This is a genomic window from Actinomadura keratinilytica (genome assembly GCF_039539665.1).
Taxonomy (GTDB): Bacteria; Actinomycetota; Actinomycetes; order Streptosporangiales; family Streptosporangiaceae; genus Spirillospora; species Spirillospora keratinilytica.
Genome location: NZ_BAABDO010000049.1, coordinates 1 through 21,826 on the forward strand (window position 1 = coordinate 1; position 21,826 = coordinate 21,826).

Below are 21,826 nucleotides of genomic sequence, written 5' to 3' on the forward strand. Positions count from 1 at the left end.
CGCGAAGTGGCGCGCGAGGTGGTCGTCGACGCCGTGCGCGGCGGCGACGCGGCGGCGACCCGGCCGGCGCCCGGCCCCGCGGCACGCCGCGACGGCCGAGTCGCGGGCGCCGACCTGCTGTCGCGCGCCGCCCGCGCCACCGCCTCCCTCGCCGGACCCGCGCCCTTCCAGCCGGTCGACGAAACCTCCGGCGCAACGTCCGGCGAACCGGCCGGCGAAGCGCCCCGCCAGACGCCCCGTGCGGCCATCGAAGCCCCGGCGCCCGCCGCACCGCCCGCCCCGGTGAAGATCCTTAAGGTCGGGGCGCTGCGGAACCCCTCGCGCTACAGCGCGGGACTGCGGCGCCGCCCCCTTTCGCCGCACCGCCCCGCCTCGCCGCACCGCCCCGCCGCGTTCGCTTTCCCGCCGCCGCACGCCCCCGCCTGACGGCGCCGCCGAGGCTTCCTGAAAGATCCATGAGAATGGCCGCTGACGTGCGCAGGCACCGCCGTGCGCTGTTTACGGTGTGTGCATGGAGCCGGGTACGCAGCAGGCGGCGGGTGCGCGCATCCTGGTCGTGGATGACGAACCCGCGGTGCGCGAGTCGCTGACCACCAGTCTGGAGTTCGAGGGCTACCGGGTCGCCGGCGCCGCCGACGGCGTCGCCGCCCTGGAGGAGGTCGAACGCACCCCGCCCGACCTGGTGGTGCTGGACGTGCTGATGCCGCGCATGGACGGACTGACCGCCTGCCGCCGGCTGCGGGCCAAGGGCGCCATGATGCCGGTGCTGATGCTGACCGCCCGCGACATGGTCGGCGACCGGGTCACCGGGCTGGACGCCGGCGCCGACGACTACCTGGTCAAACCGTTCGAGCTGGACGAGCTGCTGGCCCGCGTGCGCGCCCTGCTGCGCCGCAGCGCCATGGCCGCCGCTGCCGCCGCGGCCGCCGCCGGCGCGGACGGCGACCAGGACCTGCTGGTCTTCGACGACCTGCGGATGAACACGCTGACCCGCGAGGTGTCGCGCGCCGGCAACCCGCTGGAGCTGACCCGCACCGAGTACATGCTGCTGGAGATGTTCCTGCGGCACCCCCGGCAGGTCCTCACCCGCGAGCAGATCCTGGAGACGGTGTGGGGCTTCGACTTCGAGCCCGCCTCCAACTCCCTGGAGGTGTACGTGATGTACCTGCGCCGCAAGACCGAGAACGGCGGCCTGCCGCGGCTCATCCACACCGTGCGCGGCGTGGGGTACGTGCTGAGATCGGCGTCATGATGCGCCGGCTGCCGCTGCGCGGGCGGCTGGCGCTGCTGATCGCACTGGCGGTGGCCGTGGCGGTGGCGGTATGCGCGTCGGCGAGCTGGTTCCTGGTGCGCGACCAGCTGTACGCCAAGCTCGACCAGCGGCTGGTCGGCATCGGCGGGCCGTATGCGGGCGACCGCGAACCCGTCCCCGACGGGCCGGGCGCGGGCACCGCGTTCCGCATGCGGCGGGACCTGGAGTTCGTACTGGACGCGTGCGCCTCGGCGGTCACCGGCGAGGGCCAGATGCGGCCGCCGCCCGGCCCGTACACCATCATGCAGGTCGTGACCCAGGAGGGCGCCCCCTGCACGCTGCCGGGCGCCGGGACGCTGCCGGTGACGTCGGCGGACGTGCAGGTCGCGCAGGGCACGCGGGCGCAGGCGCTCTACGACGGCACCGGCGTGGACGGCGACGGCAACCGCCGCGACGTGCGGGTCTTCACCCGCCCGTTCCTGACCGAGGACGGCACCCGCGCGGCGGTGTCGTTCGCGATCCCGCTGGACGAGGTCACCGCGCCGCTGAACACGCTGGCGCTGTTCCTGGTGGCGGTGACGGCGCTGGGGGTGCTGGCGTCGGCCGGTGCGGGGCTGGTGATCGCGCGGGCGTCGCTGCGTCCGGTGGACGAGCTGACCCAGGTGGTCGAGCACATCGCCCGCACCGAGGACCTGGCCACCCGCATCCCCGACGAGGGCCGCGACGAGATCGCGCGGCTGAGCCGGTCGTTCAACACCATGACCGCGGCGCTGGCCGCCTCCCGGGAACGGCAGCAGCAGCTGATCGCCGACGCCGGGCACGAGCTGCGCACGCCGCTGACCAGCCTGCGCACCAACATCGACCTGCTGCTGCGCTCGCACGAGACCGGGCGGGAGCTGCCGCCGGACACCCGGCGGCGCATGCTGGTCAACGTAAAGGCGCAGATGCAGGAGCTGTCCAGCCTGGTCGGGGACCTGCTGGAGCTGGCCCGCCCCGCCGAGCAGGAGCCGTCGCAGGAGATCGTGGCGCTGCACGACGTGGTGGCGCGCGCGGTGGAACGCGCCCGGCTGCGCGGCCCGGGGCTGCGCATCGTCACCGACGTCGAACCGTGGTTCGTGCGCGGCGACCCCGGGTCGCTGGAGCGGGCCGTGGTGAACCTGCTGGACAACGCGGTGAAGTTCAGCCCGCCGGGCGGCACGGTGGACGTGCGGCTGAGCGCCGGCGAGCTCACCGTGCGCGACCAGGGGCCGGGCATCGCCGCCGAGGACCTGCCGCACGTGTTCGACCGGTTCTGGCGTTCGCCGTCGGCGCGCAGCCTGCCGGGGTCGGGGCTGGGCCTGTCGATCGTGGCGCGGGTGGTGCACGAAAGCGGCGGCCAGGTCGCCCTGGAACCGGCCGACGGGGGAGGCACGCTGGCACGCGTCCGCCTGCCCGGCTCCCCGTCCCGCCCCGACTGACCCCACCCGAAAAGCCCCACCCGAAAAGCCCCGCGCGCCCGGCGTTTCCGGGCGCGCGGGGCTTTCTCATCCGGGGTTAAGGAAGGACTCAGGGCCTTCCCACACCGGCCGGTCAGCGTAAGTCCCATGAGTCACATGGTCACCGATCGGGCCGAACCCGCCGGGCCGTCGTCGTCCCCGCCCGGACCGGGCGGGCGGGGACGCCTGGTGGAGATCGCCGTTCCCGTCTACAACGAAGAGCATGTGCTGGCGCACAGCGTGCGGCGGCTGCACACCTATCTGGAACAGACCTTCCCCTACCGGTTCCGCATCACCATCGCCGACAACGCCAGCACCGACGGCACCTGGCGCGTCGCGCGGGACCTGGAGGCCGAACTGCCCGCGGTGCGCGCGGTGCGGCTGGAGCAGAAAGGCCGCGGCCGCGCGCTGCGGCACGTGTGGGGCACCAGCGACGCCGACGTCGTCGCCTACATGGACGTGGACCTGTCCACCGACCTGGACGCCTTCCTCCCGCTGGTGGCGCCGCTGATCTCCGGGCACAGCGACCTGGCGATCGGGTCGCGGCTGACCCGGGGGTCGGCGGTGGTGCGTGGCCCCAAACGGGAAGTGATCTCCCGGTGCTACAACCTGCTGCTGCGCACGACGCTGGCGGCCCGGTTCACCGACGCCCAGTGCGGTTTCAAGGCCGCCCGCACGCAGATCGTGCAGGCGCTGCTGCCGTCGGTGGAGGACGAGCAGTGGTTCTTCGACACCGAGCTGCTGCTGCTGGCCGAACGCAACGGGCTGCGCATCCACGAGGTGCCGGTGGACTGGGTGGACGACCCCGACAGCCGCGTGGACGTGCTGCGCACCGCGCTGGACGACCTCAAGGGCATGGCGCGCGTGGGGCGCCGCATGCTGACGGGCGCGTTCCGCGCGCCGGTGGGCGGCCGGCCCGCCCCGCGGCTGCCGGCCGGGATGGCCCGCCAGCTCCCCTCCTTTGCGATCATCGGGGTGTTCAGCACGCTCGCGCAGCTGGTGCTGTTCGTGCTGCTGCGCACGGTGATGGGGCCGCTGCGGGCGAACGCGCTGTCCCTGGTGATCACCACGATCGGCAACACCGCCGCCAACCGCCGCTTCACCTTCGGGGTGACCGGGCCCCGGCGGGCGCTGCGCCACCAGCTGGAGGGCGGGCTGGCGTTCCTGCTGGGCTTGGCGCTGAGCACCGGCGGGCTGGCGCTGCTGCACGCGCTGGCGCCCGGCGCGTCGCGGCTGGTGGAGGTGGTGGCGCTGGTGTGCGCCAACGGCGTGGCGACACTGGTGCGGTTCCTGCTGATGCGCGCCTGGATCTTCCACCCGCGGCGCCTGGGACACCCCACCGCCCCCGCCGCAGGACCCGCCGCCGGACCGGCGCCGCAGCCCGTCTCCGGGCATGCCGCGGCCCCGGCCGTGTTCGCGCATGATCCGTCCCAGACCCGTCCCGATACGGAAGAGACCCGATGACCTTCCCCGCACACTCGACACAGACCTTCCCCGCGGCGCCGCATCCAAGGCACGCGGCCGACGGCGGCGCGGGCAGGCCGCGCGGCTCCGGCCGCCTGAGGCGGCTGGTCCTGAGCGGCCCGGACGACCCGCGCTGGTCGCGGCCGGCGCTGTGGGGCGTCCTGCTGGCGGCCTTCGCGCTGTACGCGTGGGGGCTGTCGAAGAACGGCTACGCCAACACCTACTACGCGGCGGCGGTCAAGAGCGCGACGCAGAGCTGGAAGGCGTTCTTCTATGGGTCGCTGGACGCCGGGTCGTTCATCACCGTGGACAAGCCGCCGATGGCGCTGTGGGCGATGGCGCTGTCGGCGCGGGTGTTCGGATTCAACTCCTGGAGCATCCTGCTGCCGCAGGCGGTGCTGGGCGTGGCGGCGGTGGCGGTCCTGCACGCCACGGTGCGCCGCGCGTTCGGGCACGTGGCGGCGCTGGTGGCGGCCGGGGTGCTGACGCTCACGCCGATCACCGTGGCGATCAACCGCGACAACAACCCCGACACGCTGCTGGTGCTGTTCCTGGTGCTGGCCGCCTGGGCGTGCCAGCGCGCCGTCGAGTCGGGGCGGCTGCGGTGGCCGGCGCTGGCGGCGGTGTTCGTCGGCTGCGGGTTCAACACCAAGATGCTGCAGGCGTTCGTGGTGCTGCCCGCGCTGGCGCTGGTGTACCTGGTGGCGGGCCGGCCCGGGCTGCTGCGGCGGGTGTGGCACCTGCTGGCGGCCGGCGGCGTGCTGGCGGTGGCCGCCGGGTGGTGGATGGCGGTCGTGGACTCCGTCCCCGCCGACGACCGCCCCTACATCGGCGGCAGCGAGAACAACAGCGTGTGGGACCTGGTGATCGGCTACAACGGCCTGGGCCGGGTGTTCGGCGAGGGCAACGGCCCCGGCGGCGGTCCCGGTGGCGGCGGCGGTGGTTTCGGCGGCGCCGCGGGCGCGGACCGCATGTTCAACCAGATCGTCGGGGGGCAGATCTCCTGGCTGCTGCCGCTGTCGGCGATCGCGCTGGTGGCGGGGCTGGTGCTGCTGCGCAAGCGGCCGCGCACCGACCTGCAGCGCGCGGCGCTGCTGCTGTGGGGCGGCTGGCTGGCGGTGCACTATGTGGTGTTCAGCTTCGCCCAGGGCATCTTCCACCCGTACTACGTCACGGCGATGGCCCCGGCGATCGGCGCGTTGACCGGCGCGGGCGCGGTGCTGCTGTACGAGGCGTACCGGCGTTCGGCGGCGTGGGCGTTCGTGCTGCCCGCGGGTGTGGCGGTCACCGGCGCGTGGGCGTTCGTGCTGCTCAACCGCACCCCGCAGTGGAATCCGTGGCTGCGGTGGCTGGTGGCGGCGGTGACGGTGCCGGCCGTGGGCGCGTTGCTGGTCGCGCGGTTCGGCCGGCGGGCGGGACGTCCGGTGACGGTCGCGGGGCCGGCGCTGGGGCTGGTGGCGGTCCTGGCGGGGCCGGGCGCGTACGCGGCGTCGGCGGCGGCGTCGCCGGTGAACGGCACCAATCCGCTGGCGGGTCCCAGCTCGCAGATGGGCCGCGGCGGGTTCGGCGGTCCCGGCGGCGGCCGGGGCTTGCCGGGCGGTCAGGGGTTCCGGTACCGGGCTGACGGCGCCCGGCAGGGTCTGCCGGGCGGGGCTTTCGGTGATGCTCGCGGCGGCATGCGGCAGATGCCCGTGCCGGGGCAGGGCGCGGGCGGCGGTGGCATGTCCTCGGGCCGCACGTCCTCGGGCGGTGCGCCCGCTGCCGGCTACGGCCCGCCCGGCGTGCCCGGCGGCGCGCCCGGCGGCGGTGGGATGCCCGGCGGTCCCGGCGGTGGACGCGGCGGCGGGCCCGGCGGCATGGTCGACCAGCAGATGATCTCCTACCTGGTGAAGAACCAGGGGTCGGCGCAGTGGCTGCTGGCGGTGTCGAGCGCGCAGGAGGCGTCCTCGATCATCCTGCAGACCGGCCGTCCCGTGATCGCCATGGGCGGCTTCAGCGGCAGCGACCCGGCGATGACCGTGGAGAAGCTGCAGAGGTACGTCAAGGAGGGCAAGCTCCGCTACATCCTGCTCGGCGGGCGCGGCTTCGGCGGCGGCCCCCGCGGCGGCGACGGCACCGACGACATCACGGCCTGGGTGCAGCAGCACGGCACGAAGGTCGGTGCGAGCGAGTACGGCGGTTCGACCTCGAGCAGCGGTTCGACCTCAGGCAGCGGTTCGACCTCAGGCAGCGGTTCGACCTCAGGCAGCGGTTCGACGTCGCGCAGCGGCTCCAACTCGCGCAGCGGCTCGAGCTCGGGGAGCACGACGACGTCCACCGACAGCAGCCAGCTGTACCGGTTGGGCTGAGGAGCATCCCATGGCGAGTGTGCTGGAGGCCGTGACCGTCCCTCGGACGCGTGAACGGTCCTGGGGAGGCGACCCGGCATGGGCGCGTCCGGCGCTGCTGGTCCTGCTGGCGGCCACGGCCGTGCTGTACCTGTGGGACCTGGGCGCCTCGGGGTGGGCGAACTCCTTCTACTCGGCCGCCGTGCAGGCCGGGGCGTCCAGCTGGAAGGCGTTCTTCTTCGGCTCCTCGGACGCGGCCAACGCCATCACCGTGGACAAGACGCCCCTGGCGCTGTGGCCGATGGCGTTGGCGGCGCGGGTGTTCGGGGTGAACTCCTGGAGCATCCTGGTGCCGCAGGCGCTGATGGGCGTGGCGACCGTCGCCACGGTGTACGCGGCGGTGCGGCGTGCGCTCGCCGGTGCCGTCCCCGCGCGTGTCGAGGCCGCCGCGGGGCTGCTGGCGGGTGCGGTGCTGGCGCTGACCCCGGTGGCCGCGCTGATGTTCCGGTTCAACAACCCCGACGCGCTGCTGGTGCTGCTGTTGACGGTGGCGGCGTACGCGCTGGTGCGGGCGCAGGAGCAGGCGAGCACCCGCTGGCTTGTGGTGTGCGGGGTCTGCGTCGGCCTGGGGTTCTTGGCCAAGATGATGCAGGCGTTCTTGGTCCTGCCCGCGTCCGGCCTGGTGTACCTGCTGGCCGCGCCGACGCCGCTGCGCCGCCGGGTCTGGCAGCTGGCGCTGGCGGCGGCCGCGATGGTGGCATCCGCGGGATGGTGGGTGGCGATCGTCGCCCTGGTGCCCGAACAGTCGCGCCCCTACATCGGGGGGTCGCAGCACAACAGCGTGCTGGAGCTGGCCTTGGGCTACAACGGGCTGGGGCGGCTCAACGGCAACGAGGTCGGCGGGCTGGGCAACACCAACCAGGACGCCGGGTGGGGCCGCATGTTCGGCTACGCCAACGGCGGCCAGATCTCCTGGCTGCTGCCCGCCGCGCTGATCCTGCTGGTCGCGGGCCTGTGGGTGGTGCGGCGGGCGCCGCGCACCGACCGGGTGCGGGCGTCGCTGGGGCTGTGGGGCGGGTGGCTGCTGGTCACCGGCCTGGTGTTCAGCCTGATGCAGGGCATCTTCCACGAGTACTACACCGTGGCGCTGGCTCCGGCGGTGGCCGCGCTGACCGGTCTGGGGGCGGGGCTGCTGTGGTCGCGTCGCCGGCACGCGGCGGCCGCGGCGACGCTGGCGGGAGTGGTGGCGGTGACGGCGGTGTGGGCGTACACGCTGCTGCACCGCACGCCCGATTGGCTTCCGTGGCTGGCGCCGGCGGTGCTGGTGGGCGGTCTGGTGGCCGCCGGGGTGCTGCTGGGGGCGGCGTATGTGCCGGGGCGTGTCGTCGCTGTGGCGGCGGCGGTGGCCGTGGTGGCGTCGCTGGCGGGTCCGGCCGCCTACGCCCGCGACACCGTCACCACCGCGCACACGGGGGCGATCGTGACGGCCGGGCCGTCGGCCGGGGCCGGGCCGGGGCGTTTCGGCCGCGGTGGGCGGCCGGGCGGCGGCCCGGGCGGGGGCATGCCCGGGGGTATGGCGGGTGGTGCGCGGCGCATGCCTCAGGGCGGTCCGCCGGGCTTCCCGCAAAGCGGCCGGCAAAGCGGTTCGCAGGGCTTTGCGCAAGGCGGCTCGCAAAGCGGGCAGCAAGGCGGTCAGGCCGGGGCGCCCGGCGGGGGCCGGTCGGGTCGCGCCCGCGGCGACGGCGGCGGTTTCGGGGCGGGGCAGGGCCGCGGCGGCGGCCCGGGCGGCCTTTTGAACTCGCCGACGCCGAGCGCTGAGCTGGTGGCGCTGCTGAAGGCCAACGCCGGCTCCTACCGGTGGACGGCCGCGACCGTCGGGTCCAACAACGCCGCCGGGTACCAGCTGGCCACCCGCACGCCGGTGATGGCGGTCGGCGGGTTCAACGGCACCGACCCCGCCCCGACGCTGAAGCAGTTCCAGGACTACGTCGCCCAGAAGAGGATCCACTACTTCATCGGCGGCGGGACGGCCATGGGACGCGGCGGCATGGGCGGCGCGGCCGGCGGCAGCGACGCCGCCCAGAAGATCGCCGAGTGGGTGCAGGCCGCCTTCACCGCCCGCACGGTCGGCGGCGTCACCGTCTACGACCTGACGTCCCGGTGATGCGCGCCTTCTGGGACGCGGGAGCGGACGGCGGTTAACGTCGGTGGGGACGGTCCCCGGGGGCACCGGGACCGTCCCCACCGGCGTGTCCGGCCGCGTCATGCGGCAGAGGGGGAGGCAAGCGATGTCCGACAGGCTCGACGATTCCGCCGTGGCCGCCCGTCTGCAGGACCTGCCGGGCTGGGCGCGCGACGGCGACCGGATCCACCGGAGTTTCACCGCGCCGTCGTTCATGGCGGGGATCGACCTGGTGGGCGAGGTGGCGCGGGCGGCCGAGGAGGCCGACCACCATCCCGACATCGACATCCGCTGGCGGACGGTGACGTTCACGCTGACCACGCACAGCGCGGGCGGGTTGACCGAGCGGGACTTCGCGCTGGCGGCGCGGATCGACCAGGCCGCGGCCCGGCACGGCGCCCGGTAGCCGCGGTGGCGGTGCAGGTGGCGGTGTGCGGGCCGCGTGAGTGCTCGCGCACCGAGTGGGAGCTGGCCCGCGAGGTGGGGCGGTTGCTGGCCGAGCGGGGCGCGGTGGTGGTGTGCGGCGGTTACGGCGGCGTGATGGCGGCCGTGGCCGCCGGCGCGTCCCGGGCGGGCGGCGTGGTGGTGGGGGTGCTGTCGGCCGACGACCGGGCGGGGGCCTGCGCGGATCTGACGGTGGTGCTGCCGACGGGGCTCGGCGAGGCCCGCAACAACGTGATCGTCAACGCGGCGGACGCGGTGATCGTGGTGGGCGGGTCGTGGGGGACGCTGTCGGAGGTGGCGCTGGCGGTGCGGCGGGGCGGGGTGCCGGTGGTGCAGCTGGGCGGCTGGCAGGTGCTGGACGAGCAGGGCCGCCCGCTGGAGGCGGTGCGGCGGGCGGCGACGGCCGCCGAGGCCCTGGAGGTGACCGGCCTGTGGCCGTGACCTTGCGGGCGCGCCGGCGTCACGACCTTCGCCCGCCCGGCTCCTCGGCGTCCGCCTCGCCCTTTTCGTGCTTCTTTCGTGTGGTGTCGGGGGCGGCGGGGTCGCCGGGTGCGCGGTCCTGCTTCCTGCGCCGGTCGACCTCGTGGACGGCGACGCCGACGGCGATCAGGATCGGCAGCCAGTATTCGGCCGTGGCGAGGATCGCCTGGAGCCAGCCGGGCGGGGTGACATCAGGCAGGTCGAGGTCGGGCCAGGGGATGTCGGGCAGGGGCGGGTCCGGCGGGTCGATGTCGGGCAGGTCGAGGTCGGGGCGCGGCAGGTACGACAGCAGCAGCCGCACCACCGCGCTGATCAGGGCGCTGACGCCCAGGATGCCGAGCACCACCTTGGCGGTGGCCGCCACGACGTGCCGCGAGGCGTACAGGGCGGGGTGCTCGCGGGCCAGGCGTTCGCGGCGTGCGGCGCGGGTGCCCTCCGGTGCCGTGAACGGGTGGACCTGCCGCCCGGCCTTCTCTGCGCCGTCTCCGCCGTCTTCTTTCGTGTCGGGTCTGGTGTCGCCTTTGGCGCCGGTGGAGTCGTCACCGGGGCGGGGCGGAGCCAGGACGCAGCGGGCGGCCTGGCCGTCGAGCAGGCCGAGGGGGTCGAAGGCGACCTGCACGCACATGTCGCCGTAGGGGAACTTGGCCTGGTGCAGGGCCTGGGCCTCGGCCTGCTGGACGCCGTCCACGTACAGGCGCACGACGCGCATCCAGCCGACGCGTGCGGTCTCGACCTGCAGGTGATGCCCGTCGTGGTCGAGGTGCCAGCGGCCGGCGGCGGCCGCGCCGGTCGTGACGCTCCCCTTGGTCGTGGACACTGATCCTCCCGTATCGGCTGGGTCCAGCGTGCCGGACGCAGGGGGAGGGCGGCATCGGCCGATGGATCCGACCCCCGTCGACCAAAGTCGATGGACGCCATGCCGGGGCGGCGTCCCGCCCGCCGCGTACCGGGACCGTTTGCGCACCACGGCCCGCCCGTCGCGCTGCGGCCGGATCCCGCGGGCGGGTGAGGCGTCCGGCGCCCGCCAAAAGCAGCGGCGCCGCCGACGGTGATCTGCGCGAGGGCGGGATCCTCGCCGACGTGGTGGTGCGGTCGGCCGCGCTCGGCGCCGACGGCCCGACCGCCGGGTTCTTCGCCCAGGGACGCCCCCGTTGCCCTGGTGGCGAGCAGACCGGGGCCCGGTGGCGCGGCCACGGTGGCCGGACCGCCGCGGGGGATCAGGCGGAAACGGCCGCGTCCGTTCGGTGTTCGCCTCCGGATGGGCGTTCGTCTGCGGGTTCGCGGAGGCTTTCGCGCAGGTGGTCGGCGGTGGCGGAGCCGGTGGCGGTGAGCAGTTGGGCGGGGGTGCCGGTGAACAGCACGCGGCCGCCGTGCCTGCCGCCGCCCGGCCCGAGGTCGATGACCCAGTCGGCGTGCGCGACCACCTTCAGGTCGTGCTCGATGACGATCACGGTGTTGCCGGTGTCGACCAGGCGGTCCAGCAGGTCCAGCAGGGCGTCCACGTCGGCCATGTGCAGGCCGGTGGTGGGTTCGTCCAGCACGTACACCGCGCCGGTGCGGTGCAGGCGGGTGGCGAGTTTGAGGCGTTGGCGTTCGCCGCCGGACAGGGTGGTCAGCGGCTGGCCGAGGCGCAGGTAGTCCAGGCCGACGTCGGTGAGGGCGCGCAGGCGGGTCGCGACGGGCCGTTCGGGGAACACCTGCAGGGCCTGGCGGGCGGTGAGGTCGAGCACGTCGGCGATGGTGCGGCCGCGCACAGTGTGTTGCAGCGCCTCGGGGCGGTAGCGGGTGCCGCCGCAGGCGCGGCAGGTGGTGGTGACGGGGTCCATGAACGCCAGGTCGGTGACGATGACGCCGTTGCCGTCGCAGGTGGGGCAGGCGCCTTTGGCGTTGTGGCTGAACAGTCCGGGGTCGGCGCCGGTGGCGTGGGCGAACAGGCGGCGCAGGTGGTCCATGACGCCCAGGTAGGTGGCGGGGCTGGCGCGGCGTGAGGCGGCGATGGGGGACTGGTCGACCACGATCGCCTCGGGGTGGCGGGGCACCAGTTCGCGGTGGATGAGGGTGCTCTTGCCGGATCCGGCGACGCCGGTGACGGCGGTGAGCACGCCGGTGGGGACGTCCACGGTGACGCCGCGCAGGTTGTGGGTGGCGGCGCCGGTGACGGTGAGGCGGCCGGTGGGGCGCCGCACGTGCCGTCTGGGCGGGGTGCGGCGGCGCAGGTGGCGTCCGGTGAGGGTGTCGGCGCGGCGCAGCTCGGCCACGGTGCCCTGGAACACCACGTGCCCGCCGGCGTCGCCGGCGCCGGGGCCCATGTCGATGACGTGGTCGGCGATGGCGATGATGCCGGGGTCGTGTTCGACGACCAGGACGGTGTTGCCCTTGTCGCGCAGCTGGACCAGCAGCCGGCCCAGGCGGCCGACGTCGGCGGGGTGCATGCCGGCGCTGGGTTCGTCGAAGATGTAGGTCATGCCGGTGAGGCTGGAGCCCAGGTGCCGCACGACCTTCAGGCGCTGGCCCTCGCCGCCGGAGACGGTGCCGGTGGGCCGGTCGAGGGTGAGGTAGCCCAGGCCGACGGCGTCCAGCCGCCGCAGCCGGGTGATCGCGGCCTGGGCGATGGGGGCGCCGACGGGGTCGTCGATGCCCTCCAGCACGCCGATCAGCTCGCCGATCTCCATGCGGCAGTAGTCGGCGATGCTGTGCCCGCCGATCCGTGAGGCGCGGGCGGCGGCGTTGAGGCGGTCGCCGTCGCAGGCCGGGCAGACACCGTCGGTGACCATTTCCAATGCTTCGCGGCGTTGCCGGTCGGGCAGGGTGTCCAGGCCGCGTTTGAGGTAGAGGCGGTGGAAGCGTTCGGCGATGCCCTCGTAGGCGTTGTGGCCCATCTCCCCGGTGCGGTTGAGACGCGGCACGCGAAAGCTCTTGCCGTGCAGCAGCAGGTCCATCTCCTCGGCGGTGAACTCGCGCAGGGGTTTGTCGGGGTCGAACAGGCCCGACTCGGCGTACAGCTGCCAGGGGAAGGTGCCGACGCCGAACGGCGCGAAGCGGATGGCGCCGCCGTTGAGGCTCTTGCTCGTGTCGAGCATCTTGGCCACGTCCAGGCGGGCGAGGCGGGCGAGGCCGTCGCATTCGGGGCACATGCCTTCGGGGTCGTTGAAGGAGTAGGCCGCGGCCTCGCCGGCGCTGGGGCGGGCGCAGCGGGAGAACAGCACGCGCAGCACGGCGTGGATGTCGGTCGCGGTGCCGACGGTGGAGCGGCTGTTGACGCCGACGGGCCGCTGGTCGACGACGACGGCGGGGGCGAGGCCGTCGATGACGTCGGCGTCGGGGCGTTCGTGGCGGGGCATGCGGTTGCGGACGTACCAGCTGAAGGTCTCGCCGAGCTGGCGCCGCGACTCGGCGGCGACGGTGTCGAACACCACCGAGGACTTGCCGGACCCCGACACCCCGGTGAACACCACGATCTGCTGTCGGGGGATGCGCAGGGTGATGTCCTTCAGGTTGTTCTGCCGGGCGCCTTTGATCAGGATGTGGTCGCGGTGCGCGGCCCGCATGGCGGTGTCCCCTCCTTCTCGGGCGGTGGCGTCGTCGCCGTGGTCGTCGCCGTGGTCGTCGCCGTGGTCGTCGCCTTGGGCGGATGCCTGGGTGCGGCCGGCGGGCGGCCGGGTGGCCACGCTAGGCGGCAATGAGGTCGGATCCGGTCCTCATCAGGCGGGCATACTGGGCCGGTGACCGACACCTCCGCCCGGCTGCTGCGTCTGCTGTCGCTGCTGCAGACGCGGCGGGAGTGGACGGGCCCGCAGCTGGCGGAGCGGCTGGGCGTCACCGGGCGGACGGTGCGCCGCGACATCGAGCGGCTGCGCGCGCTGGGGTATCCGGTGCGCGCGACGCTGGGGCCGGTGGGGGGCTACCGGTTGGAGGCGGGCGCGGCGATGCCGCCGCTGCTGCTGGACGACGAGGAGGCGGTGGCGATCGCGCTGGGGCTGGGGGCGGCGGCCGGCGGCGCGGTGGAGGGCATCGAGGACGCGGCGGTGCGGGCGCTGGCCAAGCTGGAGCAGGTGCTGCCACAGCGGTTGCGGCGCCGGGTGTCGGCGCTGCACGCGGCGACCGTGCCGATCGACGGGCCGCCGGCGGGTCCGGTGGTGGCGCCGGAGACGCTGGCGGTGCTGGCGGCGGCGTGCCGCGACCGTGAGCGGCTGCGCTTTGCCTACCGCGCCCCGGACTCCGGCGCAGAGGACGCGGCAGACGACACCGCGGGCGCCGCCGCAGGCGGCGCCGAGCGGCACGCAGGCGCCGGCGGCCCGGCCGGGGCGGGCGGCGGGCGGCTGGTGGAGCCGCACGCCCTGGTGTCGGCGGGCCGCCGCTGGTACCTGCTGGCCTGGGACGTCGACCGCGCCGACTGGCGCACGTTCCGGGTGGACCGGATGCGCACGCCCCGCGCGGTGGGGGTGCGGTTCGCGCCGCGCGAGGTGCCGGGCGGGGACGCGGCGCAGTTCGTGCGGCGGTCGCTGGCGGCGGCGCGTCCCGCGGTGCGGGCGGTGCTGCGGGTGCACGCCCCGGCGCACGTGCTGGCCGACCGGTTCCGCGTCACCGGCCAGGAGCTGGAGCCGGTGGACGAGCGCACCTGCCTGCTGCGCACCCGGGCGGAGTCGCTGGAGTGGACGGCGCTGCGGGTGGCGTTCCTGGACCTGGACTTTGAGGTGCTGGAGCCGCCGGAGCTGGCCGACCGGCTGGGCGAGCTGGGCCGCAGGCTGCTGCGCGCCGCCGGCCGAAAGTAGCGCGGCAGGACTTCAGCGTGCCCGGTAGGGGGCCAGCAGCGCGTCCAGGTCGGCGTGGACGGCATCGGCGAGCGGAGCGGCGGCGGGGTCCAGCGCCCACAGGATGAGGGTGCCGTTGTAGGTGACCTGGACGGCGCGTGCCAGGGCGGCGGTGTCGACGCCGGGGGCCAGTTCACCGGCGCGGGCGGCCTGGGCGAGCAGGCCGGTGATCTGCTCGCGGACGGCGCGGGCGTGCTCGGCGGCGTGTTCGCGCAGTCCGGAGTCGGTCAGGTCCAGCTGCAACAACCCCAGGCTGTTGGCCATCTCCTCGGGGCTGCGGACACTGGCGGCCAGGGCGGCCAGGGCGGCGCGCAGGGCGGCCAGGGGCGAGGGGTGCTCGCGGCGGGCGCGGTCGAAGGGCTCGCGGGCGTGCTCGGCGGCGCGGCGGGCGAACGCCAGCAGCAGGCCGCGTTTGGAGCCGAAGCGCTGCACGAGGGTGGCGGGCGACAGGCCGGCCTCGGCGGCGACGCCGCCCAGGGTGAGCCTGCCGGGTCCGTGCCGCAGCAGCGCGCGGCCGGTGGCCTGCAAGATGGCCTCGTCGCTGGTGGTGCGCGGTCGCGCCACGGTGTGCGTCCCCCCGGGGCACAGTCGTTGGTGAACGTGTTAGTGAACGGCTGTTTGCGAACCTTATCGGACACCGCCGATCGGACACCGCCGCCCGCCCCGCCCAGGCGCGTGCCGTCCACGTCGAGGAAAGTCCGCGAGGCGGACCGCCCGAAACCCGCCTTCCTGACAATCCCGTCCGACACGCCATGACGCCGCCGGCACCACGGCCCGAACGCGAAACGGCCGTTCCACCGGGGCCGCGGCGCCGCCCGGCGCGGACCTTGACCGATCTTGGCAATGTTCGCCCGTGCCCGCGCCGCACACCCGTGTTACAAACACCGCGACGGATCGTGAACCGCCGGGGTCCGCCCGGTGAACGGTTCGCGTCGGCCACGCACACACGGAGTGACCCATGGCAGTGCCCGTCACCCGACGGCGGCTTCTGGCAGGTTCCGGCACGCTCGGCGCCGGCATCGCGTTCACCGGCGCCGTGGAGGCGCTGTTCTCCGGCTGCGCGCAGGCCGCCGAGGTCGGCGGCACGGCCGGATACGGGCCGCTGCTGCCCGACCCCGAGGGCGTGCTGGACCTGCCGCGCGGGTTCCGCTACACGGTCCTGTCGCGGGAGGGCGAGCCGCTGCGGTCGGGGCAGGGCCCGGTGCCCAGCCACCACGACGGCATGGCGGCCTTCGCGGGGCGCCGCCCCGGCGAGGTGCTGCTGGTGCGCAACCACGAGAACCGCCCCAACGCCGCGCACCGCGTGCCCGCCGTCGACGGGCTGACCTACGACCCCGAGGGCAAGGGCGGCTGCACCGCACTGGAGGTGGACGCCGCCGGACGGGTCCGCGCCGAACGCGTGGCGATCGCCGGGACCGCGGTCAACTGCGCCGGCGGCCCCACCCCGTGGGGCACGTGGCTGACGTGCGAGGAGACCGAGGAGACCGCGGGCACCAACGGCTACACCAAGGACCACGGGTTCGTGTTCGAGGTGGACCCGCGCGGCCGCCGCACCGAGCCGGTGCCGCTGACGGCGCTGGGCCGCTTCCAGCACGAGGCGGTGGCGGTCGATCCGCGCGACGGCGTGGTGTACGAGACCGAGGACGCCTTCCAGCGGCCGTTCGGGCTGTTCTACCGGTTCCTGCCGAACCGTCCGCGGGGCGGGTTCGGCAGCCTGCGCGCGGGCGGGCGGCTGGAGGCGATGCGGGTGCCGGACGTGCCGGACCTGTCGGTGGTGTCCGAGCCGGGCACGGTGTTCGAGCGGATCGAGTGGGTGAAGGTGCCCGACCCGCTGGCGCGCAGCACGCCGATCCGGCTCCAGGACTTCGGCCCCCGCGGCATCACGCACGCCCAGAAGCTGGAGGGCTGCTACTGGGGCGGCGACCGGGTGTACTTCGTCTCCAGCTACGCCCGCAGCCAAGAAGGATCGACCGGCGACCACTTCGGGCAGGTCTGGTCGTATGAGCCGGCGCGGCGGCGGCTGACGCTGGTGGTGGTGTTCGGCCCCGGCACCGATGTGCAGACGCCGGGCGAGTCGCCCGACAACATCTGCCTGGCGCCGCAGGGCGGGCTGATGGTGTGCGAGGACGGCGACGGCGCCCAGCACGTGTTCGGGGTGACGCGCGGCCGCCGGGTGTATCCGATGGCGCGCAACCGGCAGAACATCGGCACCGCGGACGAGCCGGAGTGGGGGGAGTTCGCCGGGGTGACGTTCTCTCCGGACGGGAGGACGATGTTCGTCAACGTCTACGAGCCGGGCACCACGTTCGCCATCACCGGCCCCTGGCGCCGCCTGTGACCTCGGCCCCGGGCGCCCGCACGTCGGAACGGGCGCGGTCCGGGCCGCGCGCACCGGTCGAGCATGCCGGCCGGGTATACCGGCGCGGCGGCGATGCCGCAGCCGGCCCCGACGACGGCGTTTTGCGCCGCGGCGGCACAACGGCCGATGATCGGGGACATGGCTGCTCCGATCGGCATCCAGCGGGCGCGGCGCGAGTTCGCCCCCAAGGTCACCTATCTCAACACCGCCGCCTACGGGCTGCCGCCGCGGGCGGCGCACGAGGCGATGCTGGCGGCCGAACGCGACCGCGCGGACGGCCTGCTGACCACCGGCCGGATGGACCAGGTGGTGGCGCGGGCGCGCGGCGCGTTCGCCCGGCTGATGGGCGTGCCCGCCGAACAGGTGGCGATCGGGCCGCAGGTGTCGTACTTCGTGGGGCTGGTGGCCTCCTGGCTGCCCGACGGCGCGACCGTGCTGGTCGCCGAGGAGGACTTCACCTCGCTGCTGTTCCCCTTCGCCGCCCGGCCCGGGCTGCGGGTGCGGCCGGTGCCGCTGGAGTCGATCGCCGAGGCGGTGGACGGCACGGTCGACCTGGTGGCGGTGTCGGCGGTGCAGTCGGCCGACGGCCGCCTGGCCCCGGTGGAGGACCTGATCGGCGCCGCCCGCGCGCACGGGGCGCGGGTGCTGCTGGACGCCACGCAGGCCGCCGGGTGGCTGCCCCTGCCCGCCGACCGCGTCGACCTGCTGGTCGCCGGCGGGTACAAGTGGCTGCTGGGCCCGCGCGGCACGTGTTTTCTGACCGGCGACCCGCAGGTGCTGGCGCAGCTGCCGGCGGTGGCGGCGGGCTGGTACGCCGGGGCGCAGGTGTGGGAGTCGCTGTACGGGCTGCCGCTGCGGCTGGCCGATGACGCGCGCCGGCTGGACCTGTCTCCGGCGTGGCCGTGCTGGGCGGGGCACGCCCCGGCGCTGGAGCTGCTGGAGCGGGTCGGCGTGGACGCCGTCCACCGGCACAACCTGGCCCTGGCCGACCGGTTCCGCGCGGGCCTGGGGCTGGAGCCGGGGGATTCGGCGATCGTGTCGGTGCCGGTGGCCGAGGGGACGGCCGAGCTGCTGGGCGAGCACGGCGTGGTGGCGTCGGTGCGGGCCGGGCGGTTGCGCTGCTCGTTCCACCTCTACACCACCGAGGCCGACGTGGACCGCGCGCTGGAGCTGCTGGCGGGCCGCGTCACCATCGGGTAAAGCCACCCCTTATATAAGCCTTGACTTTAATAAGCCGGGGTGGATAGCTTCGGCCCGTGCACGCGTTCGACGTCCTCGGCGACCCGGTGCGCCGCCGGATCCTGGAACTGCTGGCCGAGGGGGAGATGACCTCCGGCGCGGTGTCCGAGCGCATCCGGGCCGAGTTCGGCATCTCCCAGCCCGCGGTGTCGCAGCACCTGAAAGTGCTGCGCGAATCGGGGTTCGCGACGGTGCGCGCGCAGGGCACCCGCCGCCTGTACGCGGTGGACTCGGCGCCGCTGCGGGAGGTGGACGCCTGGCTGGACCGGTTCCGCCGGTTCTGGACCCCGCACCTGGACGCGCTGGGCACCGAGCTGGCGCGGGGGCGGCGGGAACGCCGCCTGCGCCGGTCAGCGGACCGCGGCGGATCCGACGGCGGTGACGGCGACGGCCGCGGTGACGACGCCGGGCACGAGTGACACGGCGCAACGACCCGGGTTTCCGGCGACCCGGGTGGCAATGAACCCGGTGACCAGGGGTCGCGGTGACACCGGCCGCGGCACCTTCGACGTCGGCAAGGAGAGCCCTCATGATCGAAGTCAGCGAGCAGATCAACGCGGTGACGCGCACCATCGGCACCCGGACGCTGGAGGCGGGACAGGCGCGGGTGCTGACGATCGCGCAGACCTACCCGTCCCCGGTGGAGGACGTGTGGGACGCCTGCACCAACATCGAGCGCATCCCGCGCTGGTTCCTGCCGGTCACCGGCGACCTGCGGCCCGGCGGCCGCTTCCAGCTGGAAGGCAACGCCGGCGGGACGATCGAGCGCTGCGACCCGCCCAAGAGCTTCGCCGCCACCTGGGAGTTCGGCGGGGAGGTCAGCTGGATCGAGGTGCGGCTCACCCCCGCCCCCGACGGCGGCACGCGGCTGGAGCTGGAGCACGTCGCGCACGTCAACGACGAGCTGTGGGCGCAGTACGGCCCCGGCGCCGTCGGCATCGGGTGGGACGGGGCGCTGATGGGCCTGGCGCTGCACCTGACCACCGGCCGGACCGTCGACCAGCAGGAGGCGGCCGCCTGGATGACCTCCCCGGAGGGCCTCCGGTTCTACCGGGAGAGCAGCGAGCGGTGGCGGGAGGCCAGCGTGCGGGCGGGCACGGACCCGCAGGCGGCCCGCGAGGCCGCCGACCGGGTCCTCGCCTTCTACACCACCCCTCCCGAGCAGTCCTGACCCGCACACCACGGGCCGCCGGGGTGCCGCCTGCGCCGGCAGATCGGCGGGCGCAGCCCGTCTTCACACATGGGCACTGGCTGTCGCGGCGAAGGTGACGGGGCACCGGGAGCGAGGAGATCGCCGCGCCGTCCCCGCGCTTGCTTCCCCTGACCGGCGGGCCACGGCCGCCGTGAAACCGCTCGATGGGTCGCTGAGGCCGTGTTCCACAGCCGGTGGAGCCATTGGGGTCGGTGGAGCCATTGGTTCGGTGGCGGCGGTCCCGCGGGGACGGCCTGGTGGCGCTCGAGGCGGTCGATACCGCGCTCCACGGCATGGCGGGCCTTGCGGCCGGTCGGGTGGAAGGCGGGTGGACGGGCTGCGGCCGCCCCCCGCGGCTGCCGGTGCCGGCCCTGGTCGCCCGGGACCGGGATCGCGGCGGCGACGCCATGACGGCCGCGACATGACGGCCGCTCACCTCACTTCGGGACACGCCCTCGGACGTGACCGGTGGACCATGGCGGGTCCGCAGCAGTGCCGTGATCAGTGACCGCGGCCTTGCAGGCGTGGGCGGGCTCGGCGTGGCGGGTGCCGGTGCCGCGCCGTCGCCTAGCGGGGGATGCGGCGCTCGATCACCTGGCTCGGACGAGCCCCGGCTGCCGCCTGCCGCACCCAAGACCGACCGCAAGGGGACGCCGAGATCGACCGGACACGGCCTGGTGTGCCGCTGGACGTGCCGGCGGATGGCGGGTGAGCGCGGCCGGTCCCGGACGGGGAGGCGACCGGTGCGCCGCGCACCGCCGGGTCGCCGCCGACCCGCTGGACGCGGTGCAGGAAAAGCTCCGCGCTGACGGCCTTCGCTGCGGTGGTCACCGGGCCGCCCGGGCCCCTGGAGGCGTGCTGGATGCGGCGTGCTCACAAGGGGGAGGCGAAGCAGCCGGTGGCGCTCTCCCCATCGCGTCACCCGACAGTGACTGCGGCGGGCAAGCAGCGGGGAATCCGGGAGTCGGGCGGCGGTGGGTGCGCGACAAAGGTCGAGGCCGATAGCGGCCAAGGACGTCAACCAAGGACGCCAACGCCTTCGGCCGACCCCGCGGGGATGGCCGCACCGGTCCCGTCCGTCCTGGACGGCGGGTGCGCCGCCGGGCGCCTGACGTCCGGGAGCGCCGTCGCCGGTGCCGGGCGGGGGCGGCGTCCGGCGCGCGGAGATGTGGCAAGTGCCCTGGGGAACCGCAGCCGGGTGACTACCGTTTGACCCAACAGACCGCGCGGGCAAGGTGGCCCGGGCGGACGCCGATATGGAGGGAGACACAGTGGGAGTCAGTCTGAGCAAGGGCGGCAACGTCTCGCTGACCAAGGAGGCTCCTGGACTGACCGCGGTCGTGGTGGGTCTGGGCTGGGATGTGCGGACCACTACCGGTACGGACTTCGACCTCGACGCCAGCGCCCTGCTGTGCTCGCAGAACGGCAAGGTGCTGTCGGACAAGCACTTCGTGTTCTTCAACAACCTCAAGAGCCCCGACGGGTCGGTCGAGCACACCGGCGACAACCTCACCGGCGAGGGCGAGGGCGACGACGAGCAGATCAGGGTCAACCTGGCCGCGGTGCCCGCCGAGGTCGACAAGATCGTGTTCCCGGTGTCCATCTACGACGCCGACAGCCGCCAGCAGAACTTCGGCCAGGTCCGCAACGCGTTCATCCGGGTGGTGAACCAGGCCGACAACAGCGAGATCGCCCGCTACGACCTGACGGAGGACGCCTCCACCGAGACCGCGATGGTGTTCGGCGAGCTCTACCGCCACGGCAGCGAGTGGAAGTTCCGCGCGGTCGGGCAGGGCTACGCCTCGGGGCTGGCGGGCATCGCCGCCGACTACGGGGTGAACGTCTGATCCCGCACCCGCGCAACCCCCGCGAGAGGGGATAGAGCGCGCGGGGGTGCGCGGCGGCCACGCCGCGCACCCCCTTTCCTTTGCAGTGTCCCGTTGCGGCGGCGCACCGCACGGGAGAAAGGGTCAGCTCGGCACGACGGCCAGCGCCTCGACCTCGATGAGCAGGTCGTCGCGGAACAGGCGGGACACCTCCACCAGGGTGCTGGCGGGCGCGATCCCCGGCGGCAGCATCTGGTCGCGGACCTCGCGGACGACGGTCACCTGGGACGCGTCCCGCACGAAGTACCCGAGTTTGATCACATTCCGCCAGTCGGCGCCGGCGGCGGTCAGCGCGGTGTGCAGGTTGGTGAACACCTGCCGGGTCTGGGCGCGCAGGTCGCCGGGGCCGACGAGGGCCCCGTCGGCGTCCAGGGCGATCTGCCCGCTGATCACCACGAGGCGGCCCGGGGTGTCGACGCTGATGACATGGCTGTAGCCGGGGCCGGCCGCCAGCTCCGACGGGTTGATCGCACGGACGCCGGGGACGGCTCCACCGGACGGCTGGTTCACAGGCTTTCTTCCCTTCCGACGCGGGCGGTCGCGGTGCGGGACCGGTCTGCGGGCGCCCGCAACCGCCCATGATCAACGAGGGGTCACTGTAGAAGCCGCCGCACCCTCATGGCCACCGGCTTTCCGCCCCCTCCGCCCCCTGGGCCTTCCTCTCGGCTCTTCGGCGGCGCTGCCGCGCCGCGGGCGGGCAGGGCACGGCGCCGGG

At 74.6% G+C, this 21,826-nt stretch carries 18 protein-coding genes and 1 pseudogene; 15 read left to right on the top strand and 4 right to left on the bottom strand.

The window, feature by feature from the left end:
- The 8 genes and pseudogenes from ABD879_RS16980 to ABD879_RS17015 form a co-directional block, all read left to right on the top strand.
- A pseudogene (locus ABD879_RS16980) lies at positions 1 to 426 on the top strand (hypothetical protein); the annotation flags it as partial.
- A gap of 85 nt (positions 427 to 511) precedes the next feature.
- On the top strand, positions 512 to 1,252 hold the full coding sequence (locus tag ABD879_RS16985; protein ID WP_345022399.1) for a response regulator transcription factor: 741 nt from the start codon (positions 512 to 514) through the stop codon (positions 1,250 to 1,252).
- Positions 1,249 to 2,709, top strand: a complete 1,461-nt coding sequence (locus ABD879_RS16990; RefSeq protein ID WP_345022400.1) for a sensor histidine kinase — start codon at positions 1,249 to 1,251, stop codon at positions 2,707 to 2,709. Before ABD879_RS16985 ends, ABD879_RS16990 begins: the two co-directional genes overlap by 4 nt.
- A 135-nt stretch (positions 2,710 to 2,844) precedes the next feature.
- Positions 2,845 to 4,191, top strand: a complete 1,347-nt coding sequence (locus ABD879_RS16995; protein WP_345022401.1) for a bifunctional glycosyltransferase family 2/GtrA family protein — start codon at positions 2,845 to 2,847, stop codon at positions 4,189 to 4,191.
- Complete coding sequence (locus ABD879_RS17000; protein ID WP_345022402.1) at positions 4,188 to 6,539, top strand: ArnT family glycosyltransferase; 2,352 nt, start codon at positions 4,188 to 4,190, stop codon at positions 6,537 to 6,539. Before ABD879_RS16995 ends, ABD879_RS17000 begins: the two co-directional genes overlap by 4 nt.
- Before the next feature lie 10 nt (positions 6,540 to 6,549).
- Complete coding sequence (locus ABD879_RS17005; protein ID WP_345022403.1) at positions 6,550 to 8,682, top strand: mannosyltransferase YkcB-related protein; 2,133 nt, start codon at positions 6,550 to 6,552, stop codon at positions 8,680 to 8,682.
- 124 nt (positions 8,683 to 8,806) lie between these two features.
- Positions 8,807 to 9,106: a 4a-hydroxytetrahydrobiopterin dehydratase gene (locus ABD879_RS17010; RefSeq protein ID WP_345022404.1), complete on the top strand. Its 300-nt coding sequence runs from the start codon at positions 8,807 to 8,809 to the stop codon at positions 9,104 to 9,106.
- A 5-nt stretch (positions 9,107 to 9,111) separates the two neighbouring features.
- A complete protein-coding gene (locus tag ABD879_RS17015; protein WP_345022405.1) occupies positions 9,112 to 9,585 on the top strand; it encodes a TIGR00725 family protein in 474 nt (157 codons plus the stop codon).
- A 19-nt stretch (positions 9,586 to 9,604) separates the two neighbouring features.
- Here the strand turns inward: ABD879_RS17015 and ABD879_RS17020 are convergent, their stop codons facing one another.
- Positions 9,605 to 10,441 carry a hypothetical protein gene (locus ABD879_RS17020; RefSeq protein ID WP_345022406.1) on the bottom strand — a complete coding sequence of 279 codons (837 nt, stop codon included), beginning with the start codon at positions 10,439 to 10,441 and terminating at the stop codon, positions 9,605 to 9,607.
- A gap of 400 nt (positions 10,442 to 10,841) precedes the next feature.
- A complete protein-coding gene (locus ABD879_RS17025; RefSeq protein WP_378272567.1) occupies positions 10,842 to 13,172 on the bottom strand; it encodes an ATP-binding cassette domain-containing protein in 2,331 nt (776 codons plus the stop codon).
- Between the two features lie 174 nt (positions 13,173 to 13,346).
- Between ABD879_RS17025 and ABD879_RS17030 the strand changes: the two genes are divergently transcribed.
- Entirely contained in the window at positions 13,347 to 14,396 is a 1,050-nt protein-coding gene (locus ABD879_RS17030) for a helix-turn-helix transcriptional regulator (protein WP_345022408.1), read from the top strand.
- A 12-nt stretch (positions 14,397 to 14,408) separates the two neighbouring features.
- Here the strand turns inward: ABD879_RS17030 and ABD879_RS17035 are convergent, their stop codons facing one another.
- Positions 14,409 to 14,999 (bottom strand): TetR/AcrR family transcriptional regulator, encoded by a 591-nt coding sequence (locus ABD879_RS17035; RefSeq protein ID WP_345022409.1) that lies wholly within the window; start codon positions 14,997 to 14,999, stop codon positions 14,409 to 14,411.
- A gap of 394 nt (positions 15,000 to 15,393) precedes the next feature.
- Between ABD879_RS17035 and ABD879_RS17040 the strand changes: the two genes are divergently transcribed.
- From ABD879_RS17040 to ABD879_RS17065, 6 genes are all read left to right on the top strand, one after another.
- Positions 15,394 to 16,773: an alkaline phosphatase PhoX gene (locus tag ABD879_RS17040; protein ID WP_345022410.1), complete on the top strand. Its 1,380-nt coding sequence runs from the start codon at positions 15,394 to 15,396 to the stop codon at positions 16,771 to 16,773.
- A gap of 159 nt (positions 16,774 to 16,932) precedes the next feature.
- Entirely contained in the window at positions 16,933 to 17,994 is a 1,062-nt protein-coding gene (locus ABD879_RS17045) for an aminotransferase class V-fold PLP-dependent enzyme (protein WP_345022411.1), read from the top strand.
- Positions 17,995 to 18,050: 56 nt separating this feature from the next.
- Entirely contained in the window at positions 18,051 to 18,452 is a 402-nt protein-coding gene (locus ABD879_RS17050; RefSeq protein ID WP_345022412.1) for an ArsR/SmtB family transcription factor, read from the top strand.
- Positions 18,453 to 18,562: 110 nt separating this feature from the next.
- A complete protein-coding gene (locus tag ABD879_RS17055; RefSeq protein ID WP_345022413.1) occupies positions 18,563 to 19,204 on the top strand; it encodes an SRPBCC family protein in 642 nt (213 codons plus the stop codon).
- Between the two features lie 278 nt (positions 19,205 to 19,482).
- Positions 19,483 to 19,650, top strand: coding sequence for a hypothetical protein (locus ABD879_RS17060; protein WP_345022414.1), 168 nt, complete (start codon positions 19,483 to 19,485; stop codon positions 19,648 to 19,650).
- An 846-nt stretch (positions 19,651 to 20,496) separates the two neighbouring features.
- A complete protein-coding gene (locus tag ABD879_RS17065) occupies positions 20,497 to 21,072 on the top strand; it encodes a TerD family protein (RefSeq protein WP_345022415.1) in 576 nt (191 codons plus the stop codon).
- A gap of 123 nt (positions 21,073 to 21,195) precedes the next feature.
- On the opposite strand, the gene ABD879_RS17070 is transcribed toward ABD879_RS17065, so the two are convergent.
- On the bottom strand, positions 21,196 to 21,621 hold the full coding sequence (locus ABD879_RS17070; protein ID WP_345022416.1) for a RidA family protein: 426 nt from the start codon (positions 21,619 to 21,621) through the stop codon (positions 21,196 to 21,198).
- Positions 21,622 to 21,826 lie beyond the last annotated feature (205 nt).